The sequence below is a fragment of the Streptomyces sp. NPDC041968 genome, from assembly GCF_055589025.1.
Genome location: NZ_JBVJCB010000016.1, coordinates 34,619 through 58,275, shown reverse-complemented (window position 1 = coordinate 58,275; position 23,657 = coordinate 34,619). Strand labels below are relative to the sequence as shown.

General features: G+C 70.6%; 25 protein-coding genes. 9 read left to right on the top strand and 16 right to left on the bottom strand.

Annotation, left to right across the window (positions count from 1 at the left end):
- Positions 1-13 precede the first annotated feature (13 nt).
- Positions 14-814 (bottom strand): NAD(P)-dependent oxidoreductase, encoded by an 801-nt coding sequence (locus ACZ6EG_RS30970; protein ID WP_469609562.1) that lies wholly within the window; start codon positions 812-814, stop codon positions 14-16.
- Between the two features lie 129 nt (positions 815-943).
- Here ACZ6EG_RS30970 and ACZ6EG_RS30965 point away from each other — a divergent pair, with 129 nt between their 5' ends.
- Positions 944-1,315 carry a carboxymuconolactone decarboxylase family protein gene (locus tag ACZ6EG_RS30965; protein WP_469609558.1) on the top strand — a complete coding sequence of 124 codons (372 nt, stop codon included), beginning with the start codon at positions 944-946 and terminating at the stop codon, positions 1,313-1,315.
- The gene (locus ACZ6EG_RS30960; RefSeq protein WP_469609555.1) at positions 1,312-2,178 is read left to right on the top strand and encodes an NAD(P)-dependent oxidoreductase; all 867 of its coding nucleotides are present in this window, start codon (positions 1,312-1,314) and stop codon (positions 2,176-2,178) included. Before ACZ6EG_RS30965 ends, ACZ6EG_RS30960 begins: the two co-directional genes overlap by 4 nt.
- On the opposite strand, the gene ACZ6EG_RS30955 is transcribed toward ACZ6EG_RS30960, so the two are convergent.
- The 11 genes from ACZ6EG_RS30955 to ACZ6EG_RS30905 all read right to left on the bottom strand — a co-directional run bounded on the left by ACZ6EG_RS30955 (position 2,154) and on the right by ACZ6EG_RS30905 (position 13,270).
- Positions 2,154-2,792: a TetR/AcrR family transcriptional regulator gene (locus ACZ6EG_RS30955; RefSeq protein ID WP_469609553.1), complete on the bottom strand. Its 639-nt coding sequence runs from the start codon at positions 2,790-2,792 to the stop codon at positions 2,154-2,156. The two genes, ACZ6EG_RS30960 and ACZ6EG_RS30955, sit on opposite strands and share 25 nt — an antisense overlap.
- Positions 2,793-2,894: 102 nt before the next feature.
- Positions 2,895-3,737 (bottom strand): NAD(P)-dependent oxidoreductase, encoded by an 843-nt coding sequence (locus ACZ6EG_RS30950; protein ID WP_469609550.1) that lies wholly within the window; start codon positions 3,735-3,737, stop codon positions 2,895-2,897.
- Positions 3,734-4,234 (bottom strand): DoxX family protein, encoded by a 501-nt coding sequence (locus ACZ6EG_RS30945; protein ID WP_469609547.1) that lies wholly within the window; start codon positions 4,232-4,234, stop codon positions 3,734-3,736. Before ACZ6EG_RS30945 ends, ACZ6EG_RS30950 begins: the two co-directional genes overlap by 4 nt.
- Positions 4,227-5,141, bottom strand: a complete 915-nt coding sequence (locus ACZ6EG_RS30940; protein WP_469609544.1) for an alpha/beta hydrolase — start codon at positions 5,139-5,141, stop codon at positions 4,227-4,229. Before ACZ6EG_RS30940 ends, ACZ6EG_RS30945 begins: the two co-directional genes overlap by 8 nt.
- Positions 5,138-6,808 (bottom strand): thiolase C-terminal domain-containing protein, encoded by a 1,671-nt coding sequence (locus tag ACZ6EG_RS30935; RefSeq protein ID WP_469609542.1) that lies wholly within the window; start codon positions 6,806-6,808, stop codon positions 5,138-5,140. Before ACZ6EG_RS30935 ends, ACZ6EG_RS30940 begins: the two co-directional genes overlap by 4 nt.
- Positions 6,805-8,172: a cytochrome P450 gene (locus ACZ6EG_RS30930; RefSeq protein WP_469609539.1), complete on the bottom strand. Its 1,368-nt coding sequence runs from the start codon at positions 8,170-8,172 to the stop codon at positions 6,805-6,807. The genes ACZ6EG_RS30935 and ACZ6EG_RS30930 overlap by 4 nt, the downstream gene beginning before the upstream one ends.
- A 31-nt stretch (positions 8,173-8,203) precedes the next feature.
- Complete coding sequence (locus ACZ6EG_RS30925) at positions 8,204-8,395, bottom strand: ferredoxin (protein WP_191887561.1); 192 nt, start codon at positions 8,393-8,395, stop codon at positions 8,204-8,206.
- A 37-nt stretch (positions 8,396-8,432) separates the two neighbouring features.
- The gene (locus ACZ6EG_RS30920; protein ID WP_469609534.1) at positions 8,433-9,815 is read right to left on the bottom strand and encodes an ABC transporter substrate-binding protein; all 1,383 of its coding nucleotides are present in this window, start codon (positions 9,813-9,815) and stop codon (positions 8,433-8,435) included.
- A gap of 58 nt (positions 9,816-9,873) precedes the next feature.
- Positions 9,874-11,079 carry a CaiB/BaiF CoA transferase family protein gene (locus tag ACZ6EG_RS30915; protein WP_469609531.1) on the bottom strand — a complete coding sequence of 402 codons (1,206 nt, stop codon included), beginning with the start codon at positions 11,077-11,079 and terminating at the stop codon, positions 9,874-9,876.
- A complete protein-coding gene (locus ACZ6EG_RS30910; RefSeq protein WP_469609529.1) occupies positions 11,076-12,542 on the bottom strand; it encodes an aldehyde dehydrogenase family protein in 1,467 nt (488 codons plus the stop codon). The genes ACZ6EG_RS30915 and ACZ6EG_RS30910 overlap by 4 nt, the downstream gene beginning before the upstream one ends.
- Positions 12,539-13,270, bottom strand: a complete 732-nt coding sequence (locus tag ACZ6EG_RS30905) for an SDR family oxidoreductase (RefSeq protein ID WP_469609526.1) — start codon at positions 13,268-13,270, stop codon at positions 12,539-12,541. The genes ACZ6EG_RS30910 and ACZ6EG_RS30905 overlap by 4 nt, the downstream gene beginning before the upstream one ends.
- Before the next feature lie 194 nt (positions 13,271-13,464).
- Here ACZ6EG_RS30905 and ACZ6EG_RS30900 point away from each other — a divergent pair, with 194 nt between their 5' ends.
- Genes ACZ6EG_RS30900 through ACZ6EG_RS30890 form a run of 3 tightly spaced genes read left to right on the top strand, consistent with a single transcriptional unit; the run spans position 13,465 to position 15,499 of the window.
- Positions 13,465-14,271: a TauD/TfdA dioxygenase family protein gene (locus ACZ6EG_RS30900; RefSeq protein WP_469609523.1), complete on the top strand. Its 807-nt coding sequence runs from the start codon at positions 13,465-13,467 to the stop codon at positions 14,269-14,271.
- A complete protein-coding gene (locus tag ACZ6EG_RS30895) occupies positions 14,268-14,981 on the top strand; it encodes an SDR family oxidoreductase (protein WP_469609520.1) in 714 nt (237 codons plus the stop codon). The genes ACZ6EG_RS30900 and ACZ6EG_RS30895 overlap by 4 nt, the downstream gene beginning before the upstream one ends.
- Positions 14,978-15,499 carry a carboxymuconolactone decarboxylase family protein gene (locus tag ACZ6EG_RS30890; RefSeq protein ID WP_469609517.1) on the top strand — a complete coding sequence of 174 codons (522 nt, stop codon included), beginning with the start codon at positions 14,978-14,980 and terminating at the stop codon, positions 15,497-15,499. Before ACZ6EG_RS30895 ends, ACZ6EG_RS30890 begins: the two co-directional genes overlap by 4 nt.
- A 56-nt stretch (positions 15,500-15,555) precedes the next feature.
- On the opposite strand, the gene ACZ6EG_RS30885 is transcribed toward ACZ6EG_RS30890, so the two are convergent.
- From ACZ6EG_RS30885 to ACZ6EG_RS30870, 4 genes are all read right to left on the bottom strand, one after another.
- Complete coding sequence (locus ACZ6EG_RS30885; RefSeq protein WP_469609514.1) at positions 15,556-16,665, bottom strand: hypothetical protein; 1,110 nt, start codon at positions 16,663-16,665, stop codon at positions 15,556-15,558.
- A gap of 190 nt (positions 16,666-16,855) precedes the next feature.
- The gene (locus tag ACZ6EG_RS30880; RefSeq protein WP_469609511.1) at positions 16,856-17,647 is read right to left on the bottom strand and encodes an enoyl-CoA hydratase; all 792 of its coding nucleotides are present in this window, start codon (positions 17,645-17,647) and stop codon (positions 16,856-16,858) included.
- 10 nt (positions 17,648-17,657) lie between these two features.
- The gene (locus ACZ6EG_RS30875) at positions 17,658-18,815 is read right to left on the bottom strand and encodes an acyl-CoA dehydrogenase family protein (RefSeq protein ID WP_469609508.1); all 1,158 of its coding nucleotides are present in this window, start codon (positions 18,813-18,815) and stop codon (positions 17,658-17,660) included.
- Entirely contained in the window at positions 18,812-19,666 is an 855-nt protein-coding gene (locus ACZ6EG_RS30870) for an acyl-CoA dehydrogenase family protein (protein ID WP_469609506.1), read from the bottom strand. The genes ACZ6EG_RS30875 and ACZ6EG_RS30870 overlap by 4 nt, the downstream gene beginning before the upstream one ends.
- 165 nt (positions 19,667-19,831) lie before the next feature.
- Here ACZ6EG_RS30870 and ACZ6EG_RS30865 point away from each other — a divergent pair, with 165 nt between their 5' ends.
- From ACZ6EG_RS30865 to ACZ6EG_RS30850, 4 genes are all read left to right on the top strand, one after another.
- Positions 19,832-20,620, top strand: coding sequence for a TetR/AcrR family transcriptional regulator (locus ACZ6EG_RS30865; RefSeq protein WP_469609503.1), 789 nt, complete (start codon positions 19,832-19,834; stop codon positions 20,618-20,620).
- A 172-nt stretch (positions 20,621-20,792) separates the two neighbouring features.
- Entirely contained in the window at positions 20,793-21,959 is a 1,167-nt protein-coding gene (locus ACZ6EG_RS30860) for an acyl-CoA dehydrogenase family protein (protein ID WP_469609500.1), read from the top strand.
- Between the two features lie 29 nt (positions 21,960-21,988).
- Entirely contained in the window at positions 21,989-22,756 is a 768-nt protein-coding gene (locus tag ACZ6EG_RS30855; protein ID WP_469609497.1) for an SDR family oxidoreductase, read from the top strand.
- A 65-nt stretch (positions 22,757-22,821) separates the two neighbouring features.
- Positions 22,822-23,589: a FadR/GntR family transcriptional regulator gene (locus ACZ6EG_RS30850; protein WP_469609494.1), complete on the top strand. Its 768-nt coding sequence runs from the start codon at positions 22,822-22,824 to the stop codon at positions 23,587-23,589.
- The last annotated feature ends 68 nt before the right edge of the window (positions 23,590-23,657 follow it).

Here is a 23,657-nt window from a genome sequence, read left to right as displayed (position 1 = left end):
GCAGGCCGCACCCTCAGTCGACCTCGGGCAGCAGCCCCCGCAGACTGTGCACCGCGGGTTCCAGCGGCCCGAGTGACAATCCAAGTGCCCCGGTGAGGTCGGCGGCCACCGCGAGGTCCTTGCGGAGGAAGGGGCCGGCGCCGGCCACCAACCCGGCGACTCCGCCCCGGGCGGCGGACGCCGCAGAGGCGTTGCCCGCCGCGCTGCCCTGCGCCAGTGCCGCCAGGAGCACACTCTCCTCGACTCCGAGGTCCCGCCCGAGCCGCACCGCCTGGGCGAGCAGGCCCAACTGGGCGGCGAACAGCGTGTTGTTCACCAGTTTCACACTCTGCCCGGCACCGAGCGCACCGACGTGCAGCACCGGATCGGCGTAGGCGCACAGCGCGGGACGTACCCGCTCCACCGCCTGCTCCTCTCCCCCGGCGAAAACGGTCAGGCGGCCGGCCGTGACATCGTGCGGGCCGCCGCTGACGGGCACGTCCACGACGTCGGCGCCGCGGTGGGCCAGCGTCCGTACCGTGCGCGGGTCGCCGGTGGTGTGCACGGCGAGCACCGACCCGTCGGGCAGTGCCGGAACGAGAGCCCCGTCGAGGCACACCTCCCGGACCTGCGCGTCCGTGAGCACGCAGAGGAGGACGGCGTCCGCACCGCGCGCCGCGGCGGTGAGCGAGGTGACGGGCTCGGCGCCGTCGCGGGCGAGGGACGTACGCACCTCGGCATCGCGGACGTACACACGAACCCGGTGCCCGGCCTCGACGAGACGCCGCACCATGGGGCGGCCCATCCGGCCCGCACCGACGAAACCCAGCTCCACGACGACCTCCGCCTCTCGCGCCCGGCGAGCGCACCGACATCTTCCGGAAATGCCATTCTCGGATATCGTTAGCACAACTCTCACCCGAAGAAGCCGACTTTGAGAGCCACGACCTCGTAGGAGCGGTGGATGTACGACCAGAAGCAGCAGGAAGCGGCACGGGCGATACGCCGGGAGGTGATCGGCGACGACGACACGCAGGCCGACCCCACTGCCCCGGAGGGCTTCCGGGACTACCTGACCGCGACGGCGTGGGGGGTGTGGGCGCGCGGCGGTCCACTGAGCACCCGCGACCGCAGCCTCCTGGTCCTGGCGATGACCGCCGCCACGGGCCGCATGGGACAGTTCCGGGTGCATCTGGACGCCGCCGGCCGCGCGGGCGTCAGTGACGCCGAGGTGGACGAGCTCCTCTTCCAGATCACCGCCTACTGCGGTGCCCCCGCGGGGAGCGCCGCCCTGGCCGTCCTGCGTGAAGCGCGCGCCGAGCGGGAGGCGGCGTGAGCGGGCGAGGGGCGGCCGGTCACGAGGCGGTCGGGTTCGTCGGCCTGGGCAACATGGGCGGAGTGCTGGCGTCGAACCTCGTGTCGGCCGGGTTCCAGGTGGTGGCCCACGACGCCGCGGGACCGGCCCGCACCCCGACCGGCGCCCGATGGGCACCGGGTCCCGCGGAGGTGGCACGCGCCGCGGACGTCGTGGTGCTCAGTCTGCCCGACGGCATCGTCTGCACGTCGGTCGTGCGGGAGCTCGCTCGCGCCCGCGACAGCCGCGTCACGCACGTCGTGGACACCTCCACCGTCGGAGTCGCGGCAGCCCGCGAACTGTCCGGGCTGGGGCCCGCGTACGTGGACGCGCCCGTGTCCGGAGGGGCGGCGGGAGCCCGCAGGCGCAGTCTGATGGTCATGTACGCGGGGGCCGACGAGGACTGTGCGCGGGTCGAGCCCGTGCTCGCCGGGCTCAGTGACCGCCGGCGGCGGGTCGGTGACCGGCCCGGCCAGGCCCAGGCGCTCAAGCTGGCCAACAACTTCCTGTCCGCCACCGCGCTCGCGGCGACCAGCGAGGCCGTCGCCTTCGGGCAGGCTGCGGGGCTGGACATGGCCGTGATGCTGGAGGTCCTCAACGCCTCCAGCGGACGCAGTGGGGCCACCGCCGACAAGTTCCCCCAAGAGGTGCTCACCGGCCGTTACGCCTCCGGGTTCAGCAACACGCTGATGGCCAAGGACGTCGGCCTGTACCTGCGGGAGACCGAGGCTCTGGGTGGCGCGGCCGCGGTGGCCCCGGTCGTCCAGGCGGTGTGGGAGGCGTTCACTGCCGCCGAACCGGACGCCGACTTCACCCGGGTCTACCCGTTCACAGCGGGCGCCTGAGGCGACCCGTCGCCCTCCTCGTCGCGGTCCTCGTCTCCGGGCCCGTCTCCCGTCGGACCCAGCACGACCGAAAGCGTTTCCCGCACGATCTCCGGGTAGTGGTCCGCGTCCGGGTCGGGATCCATCAGCCACCACTGGTGAATGCCCTCGACCAGGGCGAGCACGGCGGTGGCGGCCGTCGACGCGCTCAGGCCGCTGGGCATGCGCTCGCCGTAGCGCTCGGTCAGTCGGGCGGTGAGGTGGATCTGCAGGGAACGCAGACGGTCTCCCACGTAACCGCTCGCGGGCTCCTGACCGGTGACCGCCTCGGCCATCACCACGCTGTGCACGGTGGCGAACGACGGGTGTCCCTGCTCGAAGGCCACGGCCGCGGCGAAGTGGGCGGGCAGATCCTCCCCGACGGGATGCTCCGCCAGATGCGCGCGGTTGAGCTGCTCACGGAAACTCAGCATCTCCAGGAGCAGCTTCTTCTTGCTCGGGAAGTAGTGGAGCACGCCCTGTCGGGTCAGCCCCGCCCGCTCGGCCACCGCGTCGATCGAGGCGTGCTTGAAGCCGCGTTCGGCGAAGACCTGCAAGGCCGCCTCCAGGATCTCCTGTCGCCGTGCAGAATCCACGTCGTCGTGCCCTTCCGCCGTTGGACAGTGACCGCACACACTACGCAGCCCCGGCGGGCCGGGGCGAGGAGCCGGGAGGCGACCACCGCGGCGGTCCGGGCGTCACTGCCCCATGGCGTCCAGGGCGGACCGGGCGGCCTCCCGCACCGGTCCCGGCCGTGACCCGCTGTCGGCGACGGTGGTCTCGGCGATGCTCGTGAGGAGCCGGACGTCCTTGGCCAGCAGTCCGCCCGCGTGCGCGGCGATGCGCCGCAGCGTTCCGCCCGCGTCGACGACTCGTTCGAGGGCGAAACTCGCCGCGCTGCCGCGCGGCAGGATCCGACCGAGCCCCTCGGTGTCCAACCCCAGCCGGTCGCCCAGTTCGAGAGCGTCCGCCGCGAGCCCCAGGTGGGCCGTGAAGAGGACGTTGTTGAGGAGTTTCGCCACCTGCCCGGCGCCGATCGGACCGAGGTGGACGACAGGGTCCCCGTACAGGGCGAACAGCGGACGGCAGAAGGCGAAGACCTGGGGGTCTCCTCCCGCCATGACGAGCAGGGAACCCTGTTCCGCGGCCCGCCCCCCGCCGCTCACCGGCGCGTCCAGGACCGAGACCCGCTGCACGCGGGCACGATCCTCCAGCCGACGGCAGGTCTCGGGATGGACGGTGGAGTGCACCACGAGCACGCCTCCCCGACGCATCCCGGCGAGGACACCGTCTCCCCCGGTGGTCAGCTGCTCGACGTCCGCGTCGTCGACGACGCACAGACACACCACGTCACTGACCGCGGCCAGCTCGGCCGGTGAGCCCGCCGTCCTGGCGGCGGTGCCGGCGAACGGGGCGAGAGAGGCGGAGCGGCGCGCCCACAACGTCGTCTCGTATCCCGCTTCGACGATGCGCCGTGCCATCGGCGCGCCCTGGCTGCCCAGTCCGATGAAACCGACCCGCATGTCGCGTCGTCCTCTCACGTCTTCTCCCGTGGCCGCCAGAAGGTGGCGAGCAGTCCGCCCGTCGCCAGCACACCCATTCCGAGCACCAGGCCGGCGCCTGCCCATCCGGTCACGGCGATGTCCGCGGCGCTGTCGACCGCGTACTCCCCCGCCCCCCACACGCCCAGCGCCACCGCGATTACGCCGAGCACGAGGACGTACTCGTAGCCTTCCTTGAAGACGAAGAAGCCGTGCGGCCGGTGGGCGAGCAGTCCCGCGACCAGCATCACCGACAGGACGGCCGCGCAGGCCAGGGGCGTGAACAACCCGACGGCCAGCAGCGCTCCCGCACCGATCTCCGTCCATACGCTCAGCCACGCCTGCAGGCGCGGGCGGCGCAGGCCGAGGCCGGCGAACCAGCCGGCCGTGCCGGTGATGCCGCCTCCACCACGCCAGTGGTTCCAGCCGTGCACCACCATCACCGCGCCCAAGACGAGCCGGACGAGGAGCAGGGCCGCGTCCGCGGGTTCACCCATCGCGGTGTCCCCTCTCCGACGGCAGGGCAGGCACGCCGAGCACGCACTCCTCGACGAAGGCCAGGACGTGCAGGTGGTACGCGAGGGCGGTGCGGCTGACGCTGGTGTTGTGGCCGGCGCCTGCCTGCTCGTGCAGCACCAGTCGGGGCGCGGCGGTGAAGAGCGAGGCGAGGTCGGCCAGTCCCTCAGGGCCGTTCGTCCAGACCTGTTCGTACTCGGCGAGCGTGATGTGGACGGGCACCAGGACCCGCCCGGCGAGCCGTGCGAACTCCTCCTGCCAGCCCTCGCGGCGGCCCTCGTACTCGGGCGAGCCGGCACCGATGCCGCGCCCGCCGTAGACGTCGTCCGGGTAGGCGTGCGGCGGGTCCCACAGTGCGTCGCGCAGATTGGGCCGGGTGCGGGACGGGTCTCGCCGCCACTCCTCCATCGCGGTGATCACCTTGGGGTGGTGGGTACGGCCCATTCCGGCGAGTTCCACCCCGAGCAGAGCGGTGCCGCGTGAGTCGCTCGCCATCCGGACGGTCAGCTCGCAGCCCGCCGAGTGCGCCCAGAGGAAGACCCCGAGGCCGGTGTCCCGTCCCCTCACGAGGGCGTCGACGGCGGCGAACGCGAAGTCGGTGCGTTGTTCGGGTGTCCGCAGACGTTCCTCGTGGCCGGCCGAACTGCCGTAACCGGGGCGATCGAGGGCGACGACGGTGAACCCGGCCGCGGCGGCGGTGCGCAACAACGAGAGCCTGGGGTGGCCCGGATGGTCGAAGTAGGTGGAGGTGGTCGCACCGCCGTGCACGGCTACGATCACGGCACGCGGGCGAGCGGCCTCGGCGACCAGGGCGGACGCGGGGACGCCGTGCACGTCCACCACCTCCCGGTGGACGCGGGTGGTGAGTTCGGGTTCGGTTGAGGTCATCCGTCCGTCCTGAGCAGGAGTACGCTGCTGGGGGTGAGTCCGCCGCTGGAGACCACGGCCGTCCGCGCACCCGCCACCTGGCGGGCGCCGGCCTCGCCGCGCAGTTGGACGACGGCCTCGTGGAGCAGGCCCATGCCGTGTGTGCGACCGTGGGAGAGCTGCCCGCCGTGCGGGTTGAGCGGGAGGATCCCGTCCCGGGCGATGTTCTTTCCGCCGTCCAGGAAGTCGCGGGCCTCGCCGATGCCGCAGAAGCCGAGCGCCTCGATCCAGGACAGGCAGTTGAAGGTGAAGCCGTCGTACAGCAGCGCCACGTCGACATCGGTGGGGCGCAGGTCGGTGCGCGTCCACAGGTGCGCCGCCTGGCCCAGCACCTGGGGTTCGTGGGTGAGCGTGGCCTGGTCCCATTCGGGGCGTTCGACGATCTGCGTTCCGACGGCCTCGACACGGACCGGGGCCTTGCGGAGGTCTGGCGCCGTCTCGGCGGCGGAGACGACGACGGCGGTCGCGGCGTCGCAGGGGACGTCGCAGTCGTAGAGGCCGAAGGGCGTGGTGATGGTGCGCGCCGACAGGTAGTCGTCCATGGTCAGCGGGTCGCGATAGACGGCGTGCGGGTGGCGGGCCGCGCCGGCGCGCTGGTTGAGGGCGATCCAGCCGAGTGTCTCGCGGGTGGAACCGTAGCGGTGCATGTGCCGCTGGGCATTCATCGCCAGCATGACGGCGGGTGAGACGGCGCCGAACGGCTTGAACCAGCCGTCGGCGGTGCCTGCGCGGGGAGGCCTGATCTTTCCTTGGCGGACGAGTTCCGCGTATGTCGCCTCCCACACCGTGCGGAAGCACAGCACGTGCCGGGCCAGGCCGCCGGCCACCGCGAGCATGGCGGCGATCACGGACCCGCCGGGACCGAAGGTCTCCCCGCCGCCGTTGTGCCAGACGGGGCGGATGCCGAGCGCCGACTCCAGCGCGGTGACCCCTCCTTCGGCGAAGCCGCCGTAGGCGCCGCCGCCGGGATAGGTGGACAGGCCGTCGACGTCGTCGAAGGTGAGACCGGCGTCGGCGACGGCCTTCTCGCACGCCTCCACGGTGAGGTGGAGGGGCGGGACCATGAGGCGGCGGCCGATGCGCGAGGCCCCGGCGCCGCTGATGACGGCGCCGTCCTCGAACCGGCGGGCCGTGGAAGCCCTGTGGACGTGGTCCCGCATGCGTTCAGGGGACGGGTCGTCGGGCGGCAGCGGGGCCGGCTCCGGCTGAGCCGCGGCCGGGCGGAACAGCGGCAGCCAGGTGTCGCCCACCTGCTCGAAGGCGACCTCCATGAGCATGCCGAGGCGCAGGTCCTCCGGCGCGCAGTCGACGACGTTGGTGGTGAGACGGACCCGTGGATCCTCCTCGATGGCGACCTGGGCGACGACGAACGGAGCGGGCATGCCGGGGAGGGGGAAGCGGTGGTTGACGGTGAAGCCGATCAGGGTGGCCCGGCCGGAGACCTCGCGGACCGTGGTGTCGTGGCCGTGGCAGTGGCGGCAGACCGGCTGCGGTGGGTGGATCAGGGCCGAGCAGGCGGTGCAGGAGCGGAAGCGGAGCCGCCCGTCGCGGCCGGAGGTCCAGAAGAACTCGGTCTCCTGGTCCGGTCGCGGCCGGGGACGAGCGGACCCCGCATGGGGCGCGCTCAACGGATCTTCGCCTCCGCCTTGCGCACCGTCACCGGCTCGGCCAGCCCCTGTTCGTCGCACGCCTGCTGGAGGGTCGCCAGCGTCTCCTTCAGGCCGGGGCCGAGACGCGGACCGGGCGTGAAGGTGGCGGGCAGGTGGCGCATGCCCTGGATGACGCCGATGGTCTCGTAGTGGACGGTGTTCTCGGCGTCGCAGACGAAGTCGGGAATGCGGTCCAGGACCTGGATCAGCATCCGCTTGAAGACCGTACGGGCCACGTTGGAACCGATGCAGCGGTGGTTGCCGAGGCCGAAGGCGGTGTGGCGGTTACCTCCGCGTTCGAGGTCGACGCGGTCCGGGTCCGGGAAGACGGCCGGGTCGCGGTTGGCCATCGCCCAGGACAGCCACACGCGTTCACCCTCCTCGAACTCCTTGCCCGCGATCTCGCAGTTCTCCGCGACCGTCCGGCCGTCGCCCGGCGCGGGGGTGAAGTAGCGGAGGAACTCCTCGGTGGCCGTGTCGAGCAGGGTGTCGCGCTCCCGGTCCAGCCGCGCTCGCTCGTCGGGGTGCTGGGAGAGCCACTCGAGGGAGTGGGCGGTGAGCGCGGTGGTCGTGTCGAAGCCGCCGCCGATGAGCAGGGCCATGGCGCCGACCAGGTCGATGTCGGACGGGGGCTTGCCGTCGATCTCCAGGCAGGCGAGGGCGTCGGCGAGGCCGGGACGCGGGTGGGCGCGGACCTCGTGGAGGGTGGCGGCGATGTCCTTGAGCATGGCCATGTGGGCCTCGACCACTCGGGCCATCTCCGGAGAGCCGGGCGGGGTGTAGACACCGGCGTGGGCCGGCTCGTTGTAGAGCTCCCACTTCTTCAGGGGCACGCCCATCATGGCGAGCGTGAAGACGGCCGGGACGATGTTGGCGAGGTCGTCGACGAAGTCGATCCGTCCGGACTCGATCTTCTCGTCGAGGCAGGCGCGGGCCACCTCGTCGATGAACGGGATCCAGCGAGCGATGGCCGCCGGGGAGAGGTAGGGGTTGAGGGCGTTGCGGTACGCGCGCTGTTCGGGCGGGTCCATCTCCAGGAACCCGCCGCGGAAGCCCTTGCCGCGGGCCGGAGCCGGGATGTTGATGCCCTGGTAGCCACGGCGCTCGCCGTTGACGTCGTGGTCGTTGGAAAGTTTCTGTCCGGCGCGGGCGAAGGCGAGCAGCTCGCGGTTGCCGGCGGCGACCCAGTGCCCGCCGTAGGTGTCGGACCAGGCTAGCGGGCAGCCGGCGTGGAAGGCGCGGGTCTGCTCCTCGAACTGGTCGCGGTACTCGGGGGCGTGCCGGTCGAAGTGGACGCGGGGCTGCTTGCGGATGTCGTCACCGTACGGCTCGGATACGGTCATGGCGGTTTCTCCTCGTGTCGGCCGCGCCCCCTCAGAAGACGCTGATCGCTCGCTCGGGGCAGGACCGGACGGCCTCCACCACCTGGTCCTGCTGATCGTCGGGGACCTCCTCGTTGATCGGGGAGGAATGGCCGTCGATCTCGCTCAGTTCGAATACCTTCGGGGCGCGCATGGCGCACAGGGTGTGCCCCTGGCAGCGCTCGGGGTCGACGCGTACCTTCACGTCACTCAGCTCCCGTTCACGTTCAGGTCGGGTCAGGTCAGGTCAGGTCGGACAGGGACTTGCCGACGGAGGCGAGGGTGGCGGGTTTGCCGTAGTCGCCCTTGTACTTGTAGACGGGGCCGTCGCAGCGGAAGACACCCTGGTCGGGCTTGAAAGCCGCGGGCTGCCAGCCGTCTGCGGTGGCCTCCACGACCGCGAAGCAGCTGGTCGGCTCCTTCGAGGTCAGGTCGAACGGGGCCTGCAGACCGCCTGCCGTCCAGTCGGTGTTCTTCCGCGCGTTCTCGTAGACGCAGGCGCGGGTGAGGGTGGTGCAGTCGCGGGCGGCGGTGGCGAACAGCAGCCAGGCGGAGAAGGCGCGCAGCGCGGGATAGCTGACTTCCTTCCCCGGCGCGTACTTCTCGAACAGGTCGATGGCCTGCTGGGTGGCGGGGTTGTCGGCCGCGCTCTCCAACGGTGCGGTGGCGAACAGCTCGGCGTAGTTGTGCTGCTTGGCCAGGGCCTTGCCCGCCAGCTTCGGGAACGCCGGGCCGTAGGCGTTGGAGTTGGCGTCGATCCAGTCGGGCGCGTAGTCGATGCTGGTGAGGGCCTGCTCCAGTTTGGCGAGGCTGGCGAAGTCACCGAGGAAGACGAGGCCCTTGACGTCCTCCTTCTTGATCGTCTGGGCGTACGGGGTCCAGTCGGAGACGCCGGACGCCGGGTACAGGTCGGTGTAGGAGACCTTGCCGCCGAGGCCGGCCACCGCTTCCTCGAACTGGGCCGACATCACCTTGGTGACGGGCGAGTCTCCGGCGATGATGCCGACCTTCTGTGCGGAGTCGGGGTACTTCTCCTTCATCAGCCAGTTGTAGTAGCCGGGGTACTGGAAGTACCCGGCGGTGGGCTGCGACGCGATCACCTGGAGGTCGGAGCCGATGGCGCCGATCTGGCTGGACTGCGCGGGAAAGTTGGGAAGCAGGCAGGTCAGCCGGTCCTTGACGCCCAGACTGTCCAGGGCCGCTCCGCCGCCGACCAGCGCGAAGTCCTCCTTGCACGCCTCAAGCGTCCGCTGGCGGACCTCTGTGAGCCGGGTGTCCCGGGTGACCGGTTCGAGGTCACGGCCGTTGATACCTCCCGCGTCGTTGCACCATGAGGTGAAGACCTTCGCCACGTCGACGAACTCGGACTTCTTGGAGAAGCCGACGTCGGACAGGACGCCGACCTGGAGCTTGTCGTCCGTGACGCCCTGCGTGGACGACTTCCCGGCGGTGCCGGGACCGCACACGTTCTTCAGGGTGCCGAAGTCACCTGACGCGGCACGGGTCTCCTGCACGGCGGGAGTGTCCTGCCGGGTGGAATCGGTGTCGTCGTCCGAGCGGGTGGAGCAGCCGGCGGCCAGCAGCACCGCGAGTACGGTGACACCGCCTGTGAGCAGCCTGCGCATGGTGCCTCCTCGTGTCGCCCGGACGTCGTCGTCCGGGGGAGGGGACGGGATGAGCGGGTCAGGTGACCGCGCCGCTCGCCTTGAGGGCGAGGATGCGGTCCCAGTCGTAGCCGAGCTCGGTGAGGATCTCCTCCGTCTGCGCGGCGAACTCCGGTGCGGGGCCGAGGACGGTGTCCTCGACGTCGAACTGGACGGGGCTGGCGACGAGCTCCAGGTCGCCGGCCTGCCCGATGTAGCCGTTGGCGCGCACCTGGGTGTCGGTGGTGGCCTGGAGGGTGTCCTGGACAGGCGCCCAGGGCCCGTCGAGTGCGGCGAACCGCTTGGTCCACTCGGCGAGCGGGCGGGTGGCGATCACCTCGCGCAGGATCTTCACCGCGTCGCCCGTGTGCCGGGTGATGGACTCGGTGGTGGCGAACCGGGGGTCGTCGGCGAGCTCGGGCCGGTCCAGGCATCGGCACACGTTGGCCCAGAACTTGGCCGGCTGGAGCATCACGAAGGTGATGTACCGGTCGTCAGCGGTGCGATAGAGCCCGGAGAGCGGGTTGGTGGGTGAGCCGTGGGTGCTGGGCGCGACGCCCTCCCAGGCACGGCCCAGGTGCAGGGACAGGCCGATGGAGTGGCCGAGTGCCCACAGGCCGCTGCCGAGCAGGGAGACGTCGACCACGGAGGTCTCCCCGGTGCGTTCGCGGCGCAGCAGCGCGGCGGCGATGCCGCCCGCCAGGTTGGTGCCGGAGATGGTGTCGCCGTAGGCCGGACCGGGCGGGCTGATCATGCCCTCCGTGCCGGGTGGGGTGATGCTGGCCGCCGTGCCGGCCCTGGCCCAGAAAGCGGTCATGTCATAGCCGCCCCGGCCCGACTCGGCGCCTCGGGGGCCGAGGGCGCTGCCTCGGGCGTAGACGATCCGCGGGTTGACGGCGCGGATGTCGTCGATGTCGATGCCGAGCCGGGCTCGGGAGGCGGGCAGGAAGCTGGTGAGGAACACGTCCGCGTCCCGGGCCAGTTCGTACAGCACCTCGCGGCCCTCCGGGGTGGTCATGTCCAGGCCCAGGGAGCGCTTGCCGCGGTTGGCGTGGGCGACGTTCGGGTTGGGGTCGCCCTCCACCCGGAAGCTGCCGGTCTGGCGCAGTCCGCGTTGTGGGTCGCCGGTGACCGCGTGTTCGACCTTGACCACGTCGGCGCCCCAGTCCGCGAGGACGGCTCCCGCCGAGGGCACGAAACCGTACATGGCGACTTCCAGGACGCGGATCCCCTCCAGCGGCCTCATGACTGCTCCTCGGGGGCGACGATGCGGGCGAAGGCCTTCTCCTCCAGGAACTCCTCGAACCCGGACCGGCCGCTCTCCCGGCCGATGCCGGACTGCTTGTAGCCGCCGAAGGGCACGTCGGGGGCGAAGTAGTTGCCGCCGTTGATGGAGAAGGTGCCGGTTCGGATGCGCCGGGCGATGCGGATGGCCCGCTGTTCGTCGGCGCTGTGCACGGCGCCGGAGAGCCCGTACCTGGAGTTGTTGGCGATGCGGACGGCGTCGTCCTCGTCGTCGTAGGGGATCACGGCGAGGACGGGGCCGAAGACCTCCTCCTGCGCGATCTCGCTGTCGGGATCGACCTCCGCGAGCAGGGTGGGCGCGTAGAAGTGTCCGGGGTCGACGCGTTTGCCGCCGCGGACCAGGACGGCGCCGTTGTCGACGGCCCGGCGCACCATGCTGTCGACCTTGTCACGCTGGTCCTCGCTGATCAGCGGTCCCATGTTCGTCCGTGGATCGGTGGGGTCGCCGACCCGGACCCGGTCCAGCCCGGCCGCGACCACCTGCACGATCTCGTCGTGCCGGGCACGTGGGACGAGCAGACGGGAGGTGAGGGCGCAGCCCTGGCCCGAGTGGGAGCAGATGGTGAAGGCGGCGAACATGGCGGCCTTGGTGACGTCGGCGTCGTCGAGGACGATCATGGCCGACTTTCCGCCGAGTTCGAGGAAGACCCGCTTCACCGATCCGGAGGCGGCGGCCATGATGCGCCGGCCCGTGCTGGTGGCTCCGGTGAAGGTCACCGCGTCCACGCTGCGGTGGGTGGTGAGCGCCTGGCCGACCTCGGAGGTCGAGGAGCTGAGTACGTTGACGACTCCGGGCGGGATGTCGGTGTGCTCGGCGATCAGTTCGCCGAGGGCGAGGGTGGTGAGCGGGGTCTGCGGGGCGCCCTTGAGGACGACGGTGCAGCCCGCGGCGAGCGCGGGGGCGAGCTTGGCCAGGGCGAGCTGGTTGGGGAAGTTGTACGGCAGGATCGCGGCGACGACGCCGGCCGCTTCCTTCTCCACCCAGCGGTGGTGACGCTGGCCGCGGGACTCGATCACGCCCAGGTCCTCGGCGAACTCGTAGCCCTCCAGCAGGTCGGCGTAGTACTTCACGATGCCGATCGGCTCGTCGAGCTGCGGACCGTGGGTGAGCTGACGGGGCGCGCCGACCTCGGCGATGGTCAGCTCGCGCAGCTCCTCGCGGTGCTCGTCGAGGGCTTGGTGGAGCCGGCGCAGGGAGCGCAGCCGCAGGTCCCTGTCGGTGGGCCAGTCGGTGGTGTCGAAGGCACGGCGGGCGGCGGCCACGGCCGCCTCGGCGTCCGCCGTGGTGGCCTCGGGCGCGTGCCCCACCAGTTCACCGGTGGCGGGGTTGTGGGACGGGAACGTCGCGCCGGTGGTGAGGAGCTTGCCGTCGATCAGCAGGGAGCTGGTGGGTGCCCTGTTCACAGCCGCACCACCGATCCGCCGTCCACCGCGACGACCTGGCCGGTGACCCAGCTCGCGGCGTCCGACAGCAGGAAGAGGAGCAGACCGGCTTGATCCGCCGGTTTCCCCATGCGTTTGAGGGCGAGTGACCTCACCAGCGCCTCGCGGACCTGCTCCGGGATGATGTCGCGGGAGCCCTCGGTGTCCGTCGGGCCGGGCGCGATCGCGTTGACGCGGATGCCCCGGTCGCCGAGTTCCGCGGCGAGGGACGCGGTGAGGTGGTTGATCCCCGCCTTGGCGAGGCCGTAGAAGCCGGTGGGCTGCCAGGCCGCGGTGGATGACTGGTTGACGATGGCGGAGCCTTCCTTCAGATGCGGCAGGACCGCCCGGGTCACGTGCAGTGCGCCGAGCAGGTTCACCTTGAGGAACCGGTCGAGGTAGTCGTAGTCGACACTGGTGATGCCCTCGCGACGCATGCCCTGGAAGACGGCGGCATTGTTGACGAGGTGGTCGATCGCTCCGAACTCGGTGATCACCGTGTCGGCGAGCGCCTCGGCGGACGCCGGGTCGCCGACGTCGGTCCGTACGAAGAGCGCGTCCCCTATCTCCTTGGCGACACGTTGCCCCTGTTCCTCGTTCAGCTCGGCGACCACGACCCGCGCGCCTTCGGCGGCCAGCGCCTTCGCGTAGCCCTCGCCGATGCCTTGACCGGCTCCGGTGACGATCGCCACCTTGTCCCTGAACCGCATCCCAGCCTCCCTGCTCGGTTGGTCGGAAACTACATTCTCCATTTCAGCGAATCAAGGATTCAGACAAGAGAGCCTGTTGCGCACCCATCATCCGAGCGAACACGCCGGCAACCCCATGACTCCTGGGCGCGCCACGGGACTTCCCCCACACTCAAAGTGAGAATATGCTTCTCACATACGGAAGGAGAGTTTTCATGATCGCATCGAAGGCCTTGAGCTCGTCGCTCGGGGTGGAGTTCACCGGCGTGACGGACCCGCTCGACGACGCCTTCGTCCACCGGGCGGCCGAGGCCCTCACATGGCGCGGGGTTATCCTCGTGCGTGGGCTGCACCTCGACGACGAGCAGCAGTTGGCGTTCAGCCGTACGCTCGGTGAGGTGGTCGCGCTGCGCGACCAGGAAGTCTTTCCGATCTCCATCAACCCGGCCAAGAGCAAGAGCGCCAAGTACCTGAAGGGCGCGTTCTACTGGCACCTGGACGGCACCAGCGACGATGTGCCCGTCAAGGCGACCACGCTCACCGCCCGCCATGTCGCCACGGTCGGTGGCGGCACCGAGTTCGCCAGCACCTACGCGGCGTACGAGAACCTGCCGGAGAAGGAACGCGAGCGGTACGAGTCGCTGCGCGTGGTGCACAGCTTCGAGGCGTCCCAGCGGCTGGTGAACCCGGACCCCACCGAGAAGGAACTGGCCGCCTGGCGGACCCAGCCCAACCACGAGATGTCCCTGGTGTGGCACCGCAGGGACGGCCGCCGTTCCCTGGTGACCGGCACCACCGCCGATCACGTCGTCGGGATGGACCCCGACGAGAGCCGCGCCCTGCTCGACGAACTGCTCGACTGGACCACCCAGGAGCGCTTCCGCTACACCCACGACTGGGAGGTCGGCGACCTCGTGGTCTGGGACAACACCGGGATACTGCACCGCGCGCTGCCATACGACGAGAACTCGGAGCGGCTGCTGCACCGCACGACCGTCGTCGGCGACGAGGCGTTCGCGTGAGCAGCGCGAGGACGGCCGTCGTCACCGGTGGCGCCTCCGGCATCGGTCGGGCGATCGCGCGGCGGCTCACCGCCGACGGTCTCCACGTCACCGTCTTCGACATCGCGCCGGCCGGGGAGGGCCACGCGCTGACCGTGGACATCACCGACCGCGCACAGGTCGACAAGGCGATGGAAGCGGTGCGCGACCGCTACGGTCCGGTCTCCGTCCTGGTCAACGCGGCGGGCAAGGACGGCTTCACCCGGTTCTCGGAGCTGTCGTTCGAGGAGTGGCAGCGCGTCATGGACATCAACCTCAACGGGGTGTACCACTGCGTGCAGTCGGCGCTGCCGGACATGTGGGAGGGGCGCTGGGGACGGATCGTGAACATCTCCTCGTCCAGCGCCCATTCCGGCCAGCCCTTCATGGCCCACTACGTAGCCGCCAAGTCCGCGGTGAACGGGCTGACCAAGTCCCTCGCCCTGGAGCTGGGCCCGCGGGGCATCACCGTCAACGCCGTGCCGCCCGGTTTCATCGACACTCCGATGCTGCGCACCGCCGAACAGCGGCAGCGGCTCGGCGGCACCATCGAGGAGCACATCGCCCGGACCCCGGTCCGCCGGGTCGGTCTCCCGGAGGACATAGCGGCGACCTGCTCCTTCCTGGTGAGCGAGGAGGCGGGTTACATCACGGGGCAGATCATCGGTGTGAACGGGGGGCGCAACACATGACGAGGTTGTCCCCCGTCCCGTACGAGGAGTGGGACGCCGAGACGCTGCGACCGCTGACGGGCGGACGGAAGGTGCCCCCCTCGAACGTCCTCGGCCTGCTGCTCCGCCACCCGGCGCTCGCCAGGTCGTTCCTCACCTTCTCCGCCCATCTCCTGGCCCGCAACACCTTGCCGGTGCGGATGCGCGAGCTCGCGATCCTGCGGGTGGCCTGGCGTCGCCGGTGCGCGTACGAGTGGGGGCAGCACGTGCTCATCGGCCGTGAGGCCGGCGTGACGGAAGAGGATCTGGAGCAGGTACGGACGGGCGCCGCCACGCTGGTGAACCGGGTCGTCGACGAACTGGAGACCGCATTCACCCTCTCCGACGCCACCTACGAGGAGCTGGCCAAGGAGCTGGACGAACGGCAGCTGCTGGACTTCGTGTTCACGGTGGGCGCCTACGGGACGCTGGCGGCGGCGTTGAACACGTTCCAGGTGGAACCGGATTCCGGTCTCGGTGACGAAGGGGGTCTTCGCTGAGGCCGGTGGTCACCGGCCCCGCACTCACGGGGCTCGACAAACGTGAGGGTCGGCCCTCACAGGACAGCCCGGGCGGTGGGCGCCTGACCGCCGAGCGCTTGCTGGACCCGATCGACGAGAGTGCGTGTCAGAATCTCGAGGTGGTCGCCGCCGTACGCTTCTGTCCAGGCGAGCGCCTCGACGTCATAGGTGACGCCGGCCACAACACTGCCGACCCTGACCATGGACACCACGGTCTTGGAGTCACTGCCGTGTCTGCTGACGGCGTGGCTTTCGTCTCCGAGGGTCGGCAGCGCCATGGAGGGCGGCGATTCCTGCCTCAGTGACCTGTAGGCCGCTTGAGCGGCTTCCACCCCTGCGAAGGGGTAGACCCTGAAGTGGGCCACGTTGTTCGTCGCCGGATCCTGGTATGCGGCTTCGCCACAGAACAGCAGATCGGGCTGTTCGCTGCCGCACTGCTCCGTGGAGGCTTCGAGCACGCTCGCGTCGTTCTCCTGCGTCCAGCCGCCGGGGACGGCATCCAACCCGGGAAGGACCGACTCGACGACCTCTTGGTCCTCAAGAACCGGACGTGGCTGCCCCTTGGCAAGCGGGTCTCCCACGCCGTCCGTCGGAGCGCCGGACCCTCCCACCGCTCCGGTGGACTCCTGCCAGGGCGCGGCGCCGACTCTCTGTCCTGGCGACTCGTCCCCGCCGATCGCACGAACGCCGCCGTACACGGCGAGTGCCACGATCCCCAGCATGACGGCGACAAGCGCGGCCAAGGCGCCCGGACCGCCCCGGGAGGTCGAGATCGTCAGTGGCCCAAGGGAGATGTTGCTACCGCGCAGCCGGTTACCGTCTCCGATGACCACGCTGCCGGTCGGTGCCGGCGGCACCGGAGGCGGCGGCGGTGCTTCGAGCAGCGCGATCAGTCGTTGGGCGAAGGCCGGATCCGCGTCGAGGGCATCCCGCAACACGGCATGGAGCCGATCGGCCGCCGCCGAGTCCTCGGGGTCCTGGTCCAGCCCTGTGAGGGCTGCCTGACCTTGCTCCGTGTCCCTCAACCGGTCCCTCACCAAACCGGAGACCACTTGTACTGTGCCCGTGCCGATCGCGGTCCCCGCACCCGTGACCGCGGCCACGACGAGTGGCACGGCCGCCGACGCCAACCCTGCCGCGTCCATGACATTCCCCCTCATGTAGAAGCAAGTATGAACTGCGGCGACCAGGAATGGGAGGGGCCAGACCCCGTGGGCACGCCGGGGCCCCAGGTGGCGGCGGACGCGCGTGAGACGCCCTCGCCGTGGCCCCGTGCTCAGGGCTCGTGCACGGGTCGGCCCGGCTTCGACACGGGCCGTCCCAGTAACGCTCTCCTCACCCCTGCTTCACGCGCTGCTTCATGTCCTCCAGGCGCGTCAGGATCGGAAACCCGCCCACGCTGAGCGCGTTGCCGTGCCCGGTCTGGTGGACGTCGAAGACGGACTGGAGCGCGGCGTAGAAGCCCTGGACGTCCAGGGTCTGGTTGACGGCCCGCTTGGCCTGACGCAGGCCGAAGGGTGGCATCCTCGCAATCCTTTCGGCCAGCTCGCGGGCGGATTCGTCGAGCCGGTCGAGCGGGACGACCCGGTTCACCATCCCGACCTGCTCGGCCTCGCGGGCGGTGAGGGGTCTCCCGGTGAACAGGATCTCTTTGGCCTTGCGCGGTCCCAGCTCCCACGTGTGCCCGTGGTACTCGACCCCGCCGATGCCCATGTGCACCACGGGGTCGGAGAACTCGGCGTTCTCCGCCGCGACGATCAGGTCGCACGGCCAGCACAGCATCAGCCCGGCTGCGATGCACTTGCCCTGTACCGCGGCGATGGTGGGCTTGGGGATGTTGCGCCACTTCAGCGAGTACTCGAGGTAGCGCCGCGCCTCCGTGTTGTAGATCCACTCCAGGGTGATCTCGTCGGGGTCGGGCCAGCGGTCCTTCAGATCGTGTCCGGCGGAGAAGTGCCGGCCGTTGGCGCGCAACACGATCACACGGACCTCCTCGTCCCCGGCCGCGCGGGTCCAGGCGGCGTCCAGGTCGTCGAGGAGAGCCATCGTCTGGGCGTTGGCGGCCTCGGGCCGGTTGAGCGTGATGACGGCGACGCCGCCTTCCGCTTCGTACAGGATTTGGTCCATGACCGGCGTCCTAACGCGGTAGGCCGAGGATGCGCTCGGCGATGATGTTGCGCTGGATCTCACTGGTGCCGCCGGCGATGGTGCCGGCGAAGCTGCGCGCGTAGCGTTCGAACCAGCTGGAGACGAAGTCCTCGTGGTGCATGTGGTGGTACGGGCCGGTGCGCGCGGGGTGCGCCAGCGCGTCGGCGCCGTGCGCCTCCAGGGCGTGCAGGGAGGCCGACTGGACGGCCTCGGAGCCCAGCAGCTTGAGTACGGAGATCTCGGCGGCGTTGCGGTTCGGGCCCAGTTGCCGATGGCCGAGCAGCCTCAGGGCCGTCAGATCCATGAGAAGGGTGGCGTACCACTCCTGGCCGGCGCCGGCGTCCCCGGCGTCGCGGACCAGGTCCTGGAGCCGTTCGGCGTACGACAGCCACAGCAGGGTGCGTTCGTGGCCGAGGGAGCCGTTGGCCACCCGCCAGCCCTCGTTGAGAGGGCCCACCAGATTCTCGCGCGGTACGCGTACGTCGGTGAGGAAGACCTCGTTGAAGTCGTGGTCGTCCTCGGCGGCGATCGATCCGAAGGGTCGGCGGGCGACACCCTCGGCGGCGGTCGATATCAGCAACGCGCTGATCCCCTCGTGCTTGGGGGCGCGGGGGTCGGTGCGTACGAAGGTGAGGAGCACGTCGGCGTCGTGGGCACCGGAAGTCCAGATCTTCTGCCCGTTCACCGTGAAGGTGTCCCCGTTGAGGACGGCCCGGGTGCGCAGCGAGGCCAGGTCGGAGCCCGCCTCGGGCTCGCTCATGCCGAGCGCGGCGGTGATCTCGGCGCGCAGGATCGGCACGGCCCAGCGTGTCTTCTGTTCCTCGGTGCCGAAGGTGAGCAGGGACGCGGCGATGATGCCCAGGCCCTGGGGGTTGAAGCTGTGGTAGATCCGGCGGCGGGCCAGCTCCTCCAGGTGGGCGAGCTGCTGCGGCAGGGTGGCCCCCCGGCCGCCGTACTCGGGTGGTTGCCCGGGCAGCAGCCAGCCGTGCTCGAAGAGGGTGCGCTGCCAGCGGCGGGCCCAGTCGGGTACGTGCGCACTGGAGTGAGAGCGTTCGCGCGCCTCGGCCTCGGTCGGGAGACGGGCGTCGAGGAAGGCGGAGAACTGGGCGCGGAACTCCTCCACCTCGGGGTCGTCGGCGAGCTTCATGCGGTCAGCAGGGCCTTCCTGTGAGCGGACGCGGTGCCGAGCAGCAGGTCGCAGGCCTGGGCCCGCTTGAGGTGCAGTTGCAGTTCGTTCTCCCAGGTGAAGCCCATGGCACCGAAGAGCTGCAGTCCGTGCCGGAAGACCAGCCGCTGGCACTCCCCCGCCGCCGCCTTCGCCATGTGGGCGGCCTTGGTGCGGCGCGGATCGTCCTCGGCGATCGTGAGCGCGGAGAAGTGGGTGAGGGCGCGGGCCCGCTCCACGGCCACGTGCATGTCGGCCGCCTTGTGCTTGACCGCCTGGAAGGAGCCGAGTACCTGACCGAACTGCGTGCGCTGCTTCACGTGTGCGAGGACCAGGTCGAGGACGCGGCGGCAGGCGCCGACGGCGGTGGCCGCGAGCCCGGTCAGGGCGAGGTCGGGGACGCCGGCGGAAAGGGCCTGCGCGTCGACGTGGGCCACATGCACGTGCGGGTCGAGGATGCCGACCCGCTGGGCGCCGAGGTCCGCTCCCGGGACGACGGTGACCCCACCCGTCGTGAGCAGCGCGACCTCGTCGGCGCGGTCGGCTTCCAGGACGTAGCGGCCGACGCCGTCGAAGACGGCCGTGCCACTGCCTTCGGGCAATCGGCCGGTCAGCGGTGCGAACCAGGTGGCAGTGGCCAGGAACGGGGTCGGGTCCGCCGCGTACCCCAGCTCTTCCAGGATGAGGGCCAGTTCCAGCGGGGGTGCCTCCAGCCATCCCAGACTCCGATAGGTCTCCCACTGCCGGTCCTCGGGCTGCGGCCGCACCTTCGCGACCGTCTCGCGCACCGTGCGGCGCAGCATCCGCTGCTCCTCGTCGAGTTCGAACTCCACGCCCGGCCTCCGCTCTCCTGCGGTCTTGGTGGCGTCCTCTGTGGCAGGAATCGAAGCGAGAATAGCATTCTCGGCAGACGGAAGTAAGAGTCTTGCTTCACGCGGAGGGCGATTCGGTAGGGGGGATGCCTCCTCTTTTCACATACGTGGAGTACCGTTCTACCCATGAGTGTCGTCCCCGCCGAACCGGTCGAGTCCCCTGAACCCGCGTGGCGGCAGCGTGCCGTCGAGCGATCCACCCGGGCCGCGAAGCTGCGCGCCGAGCAGCGCGTGCAGCGTTTCCTGGACGCGGCCCAGGAACTGATCACGGACAAGGGCACCACGGATTTCACGGTGCAGGAAGTCGTGGAGCGCTCCCGCCAGTCGCTGCGGAGTTTCTACCAGCACTTCGACGGCAAGCACGAGCTGCTGCTCGCCCTCTTCGAGGACGCGCTGTCGAGGTCGGCCACCGAGATGCGGGAGAGGCTCTCCACCGTGACCGGCCCACTGGACCGGCTCAAGGTCGCGGTGGATCTGCTGTACGACTCCTCCACGCCGCGCGAGGGACAGCAGTCCCCGCTCTTCACCGACTTCGCCATTCAGTTGCTGGTCAGCCACCCGGACCAGGTGGCCACCGCACACCTTCCCCTGCTCGCCCTCTTCACGGAGTTGGTGGAAGACGCGGTGAAGGCCGGCCAGGCCGTCACGCCCAGGCCACGCCGTACCGCCTCCTTGATCATGCAGACGGCGATGTTCACGGCCCAGGCTCCCGCCGCTCCGGTCGGGGCGCAGCCTTCCCGGATCGGCGCGGAGGACGTCTGGGAATTCTGCCTGGGCGGCATCACCGGGGCAGGACAGGCGACCGGCGGGGAGTCCGACACCCAGAGGGCCGTCGCTCCCAAGAAGGCGGCGACGAAGAAGACCACCACCAAGAAGTCCGCCGCCCCCAAGGGCGCCACGCGCACCAAGGCCTGACCCCACCCGTCGTTCCAACTGAAGGGCCCGTACCCGTGCGGGCCCTTCTCTCGTGCCGCACTGACCACTTCCCGCACTGCAACCGCCCGATACGTCAGGGCAGTTGACGCCTCTTTCGGTCTGACCTTTGATATGTTTCACACATCAGCAACCGGCAGAGGGGCTCCCCGCCGTGGATTTCGAGCTGACCGATGACCAGGAGACGATCCGCAAGGCTGTGGCCGGTCTTCTGCGCGACTTCGACGACCGGTACTGGATGGAGAAGGACCGCGACCACGCCTTCCCCGAGGAGTTCTACGCCACCGTCGCCGACGGCGGCTGGCTCGGCATCGCGATCCCCGAGGAGTACGGCGGCCACGGCCTCGGCATCACCGAGGCCACGCTTCTGCTGGAGGAGGTGGCCCGCTCGGGGGGCGGGATGAATGCCGCCAGCGCCATCCACCTGTCGATCTTCGGCATGCACCCGGTCGTGGTGCACGGTTCCGACGAACTGAAGCGACGCACGCTCCCCCGCGTCGCGGACGGTGACCTGCACGTCTGTTTCGGGGTGACCGAGCCCGGTGCGGGCCTGGACACGACGCGTATCACGACGTACGCCCGGCGGGACGGCGACCACTACGTCGTCAGCGGCCGCAAGGTGTGGATCTCCAAGGCCGTGGAGTCGGAGAAGATCCTTCTGTTGACCCGCACCTCCCGGCGGGACGAGGTCGCGAAGCCGACTGACGGCATGACCCTGTTCCTCACCGACCTCGACCGCGACCACGTGGACATCCGGCCGATCCCGAAGATGGGGCGCAACGCCGTCACCTCGAACGAGCTGTTCATCGACGAGCTGCGGGTCCCGGCCCGGGACCGGGTCGGCGAGGAGGGCCAGGGATTCCGCTATCTGCTCGACGGCCTCAACCCCGAGCGCATGCTGATCGCCGCCGAGGCCCTGGGCATCGGGCGGGTGGCGCTGGACCGGGCGGTGGCCTACGGCTGTGACCGTGAGGTGTTCGGGCGGCCCATCGGTATGAACCAGGGCATCCAGTTCCCGCTCGCGGACTCGCTCGCCCGGCTCGACGCGGCGGAGCTGGTGCTGCGCAAGGCGACCTGGCTGTACGACCGGGGGCGGCCCTGCGGGCGGGAGGCGAACACCGCCAAGTACCTGTGCGCGGACGCCGGATTCATGGCCGCCGACCGCGCGCTCCAGACGCACGGCGGGATGGGCTACTCCGAGGAGTACCCCGTGGCCCGCTTCTTCCGTGAGGCCCGGCTGATGCGCATCGCGCCGGTCAGCCAGGAGATGGTCCTGAACTATCTGGGGTCCCACACCCTGGGACTGCCGCGCAGCTACTGACCTGCACCATCGACGACCAGGAGCCAGGGATGACCGACCGTACGGGACTGTTCGATCTCACGGGGCGCTCCGCGCTCGTCACGGGTGCCGCCGGCGGGATCGGTTCCGCGGTGGCGGGAGCGCTCGCCCGCGCCGGAGCCGCAGTGCTCGTCACCGACGTGGACGGCGAGGCGGCGGCCGCCGTGGCCGGGAAGCTGTCCTCCGCCGGCCTGAGCACCGACAGCGCGCCTCTCGACGTGACCGACCGGACCGCCGCCGACCACGCGGTGTCCCGGGCCGCGGCACTGGCCGAGGGGACCCTGCACATCCTCGTCAACAACGCCGGTGTCACCGCGCCCGCTATGTTCGACAAGCTGGAGGAGGAGTCCGTCCGGCGACTGATCGACATCCATCTGATGGGCGCTTTCCACTGCACGCAGGCGGCCCTGCCGTTCCTCGCGACGGACGGCACCGGACGCGTCATCAACGTCACCTCGTCTGCCGGCCTGACCGGCACCCTCGGCCAGGTGAACTACTCTGCGGCGAAGGCGGGCATCATCGGGCTCACCAAGTCCCTCGCCAGGGAGCTCGCCCGCAGGCGCATCCTGGTCAACGCCCTCGCGCCGCTGGCCGCGACCCCGATGACCCAGACCATCCGCACCGATCCCAAGTTCGCGGAGCGCATGCTCACGCGCATCCCGCTCGGCAGGTGGGCCGAACCGGAGGAGGTGGCCGGGGCATTCGTGTTCCTCGCCTCGGACGCCGCCTCGTTCGTCACCGGTCAGGTCCTGCCCGTGGACGGGGGCATGGTCATGTGACAGGTCTCCCCCGGGCTGTGTTGAATGGTTCAGCCGAAAGGGACGCCCGACGAGAGGCCCGCACCGTGTCCAGCGCCGATTTCATCCCACCCGCCCCGCCCTTCGAGCCGCTCAGCGTGCCGAAGGCGTCGGACGTGCTGGCGGCCGAGGTGCGCGAGCGCATCCTCTCGGGAGAGTTCGGCGAGGGCACGGCGCTGCCGCCGGAACGTCAGCTCGTGGAGCAGACGGGGCTGAGCCGGGCGACGGTGCGCGAGGCGCTGCGCATTCTGGAGGTCGAGCGGCTGGTCGACATCCGGCCGGGCCGCGGAGGCGGCGCCTTCGTGCACCGGCCGGGCCGCGAATCCCTCGCCAGCACGGTGCAGTTGGTGATCCGGGGACAGCGGATCAGGCTGGAGGCGCTGCACGAGACACGTGAGGCGATCGAGCCGGCCTGCGCGGCGCTCGCGGCCCGGCGACGCACCGAGCGGGACCTGGCGGATCTGGACACCGCCCACGCCGAGTTGGTCGGAGCGGGCGACGACGTCCCGCGATTCCTGCGGGCCAACATTCAGTGGCACAACGCCGTGGCCAGAGCGGGCGACAACGAACTGCTCATCGGCTTCCTGGATGCCCTCTCGGAGTCCATCCACGCCTCCACCGACCTGGCACAGTTCATGGACGTCCGCATCCGCCGGCTCACCGCGCGCGCCCACGCGCGGATCACGGAAGCCATCCGGTCCGGTGACGAGGAAGCGGCCTACCGGCGGATGAGCCGCCATGTGTGCGGCTTCGCCCGCGCCGCCGCCGAAGTGGACGGCCGGGAGCTGGTGGACCTGCCGGAAGCCGACGACTGACGGCCGACGGAGGCCCGCCCGTCCGTAGGCGGGCGGTCGGTAGGAACCGCCGCGCTCAAACGAGAATG

Coding starts and splice junctions, on each gene's coding strand:
- ACZ6EG_RS30965 (WP_469609558.1), top strand. CDS start 944: ATGTACGACCAGAAGCAGCAGGAAGCGGCACGGGCGATACGCCGGGAG.
- ACZ6EG_RS30945 (WP_469609547.1), bottom strand. CDS start 4,234: ATGGGTGAACCCGCGGACGCGGCCCTGCTCCTCGTCCGGCTCGTCTTG.
- ACZ6EG_RS30940 (WP_469609544.1), bottom strand. CDS start 5,141: ATGACCTCAACCGAACCCGAACTCACCACCCGCGTCCACCGGGAGGTG.
- ACZ6EG_RS30930 (WP_469609539.1), bottom strand. CDS start 8,172: ATGACCGTATCCGAGCCGTACGGTGACGACATCCGCAAGCAGCCCCGC.
- ACZ6EG_RS30920 (WP_469609534.1), bottom strand. CDS start 9,815: ATGCGCAGGCTGCTCACAGGCGGTGTCACCGTACTCGCGGTGCTGCTG.
- ACZ6EG_RS30915 (WP_469609531.1), bottom strand. CDS start 11,079: ATGAGGCCGCTGGAGGGGATCCGCGTCCTGGAAGTCGCCATGTACGGT.
- ACZ6EG_RS30905 (WP_469609526.1), bottom strand. CDS start 13,270: ATGCGGTTCAGGGACAAGGTGGCGATCGTCACCGGAGCCGGTCAAGGC.
- ACZ6EG_RS30900 (WP_469609523.1), top strand. CDS start 13,465: ATGATCGCATCGAAGGCCTTGAGCTCGTCGCTCGGGGTGGAGTTCACC.
- ACZ6EG_RS30890 (WP_469609517.1), top strand. CDS start 14,978: ATGACGAGGTTGTCCCCCGTCCCGTACGAGGAGTGGGACGCCGAGACG.
- ACZ6EG_RS30885 (WP_469609514.1), bottom strand. CDS start 16,665: ATGGACGCGGCAGGGTTGGCGTCGGCGGCCGTGCCACTCGTCGTGGCC.
- ACZ6EG_RS30880 (WP_469609511.1), bottom strand. CDS start 17,647: ATGGACCAAATCCTGTACGAAGCGGAAGGCGGCGTCGCCGTCATCACG.
- ACZ6EG_RS30875 (WP_469609508.1), bottom strand. CDS start 18,815: ATGAAGCTCGCCGACGACCCCGAGGTGGAGGAGTTCCGCGCCCAGTTC.
- ACZ6EG_RS30865 (WP_469609503.1), top strand. CDS start 19,832: ATGAGTGTCGTCCCCGCCGAACCGGTCGAGTCCCCTGAACCCGCGTGG.
- ACZ6EG_RS30855 (WP_469609497.1), top strand. CDS start 21,989: ATGACCGACCGTACGGGACTGTTCGATCTCACGGGGCGCTCCGCGCTC.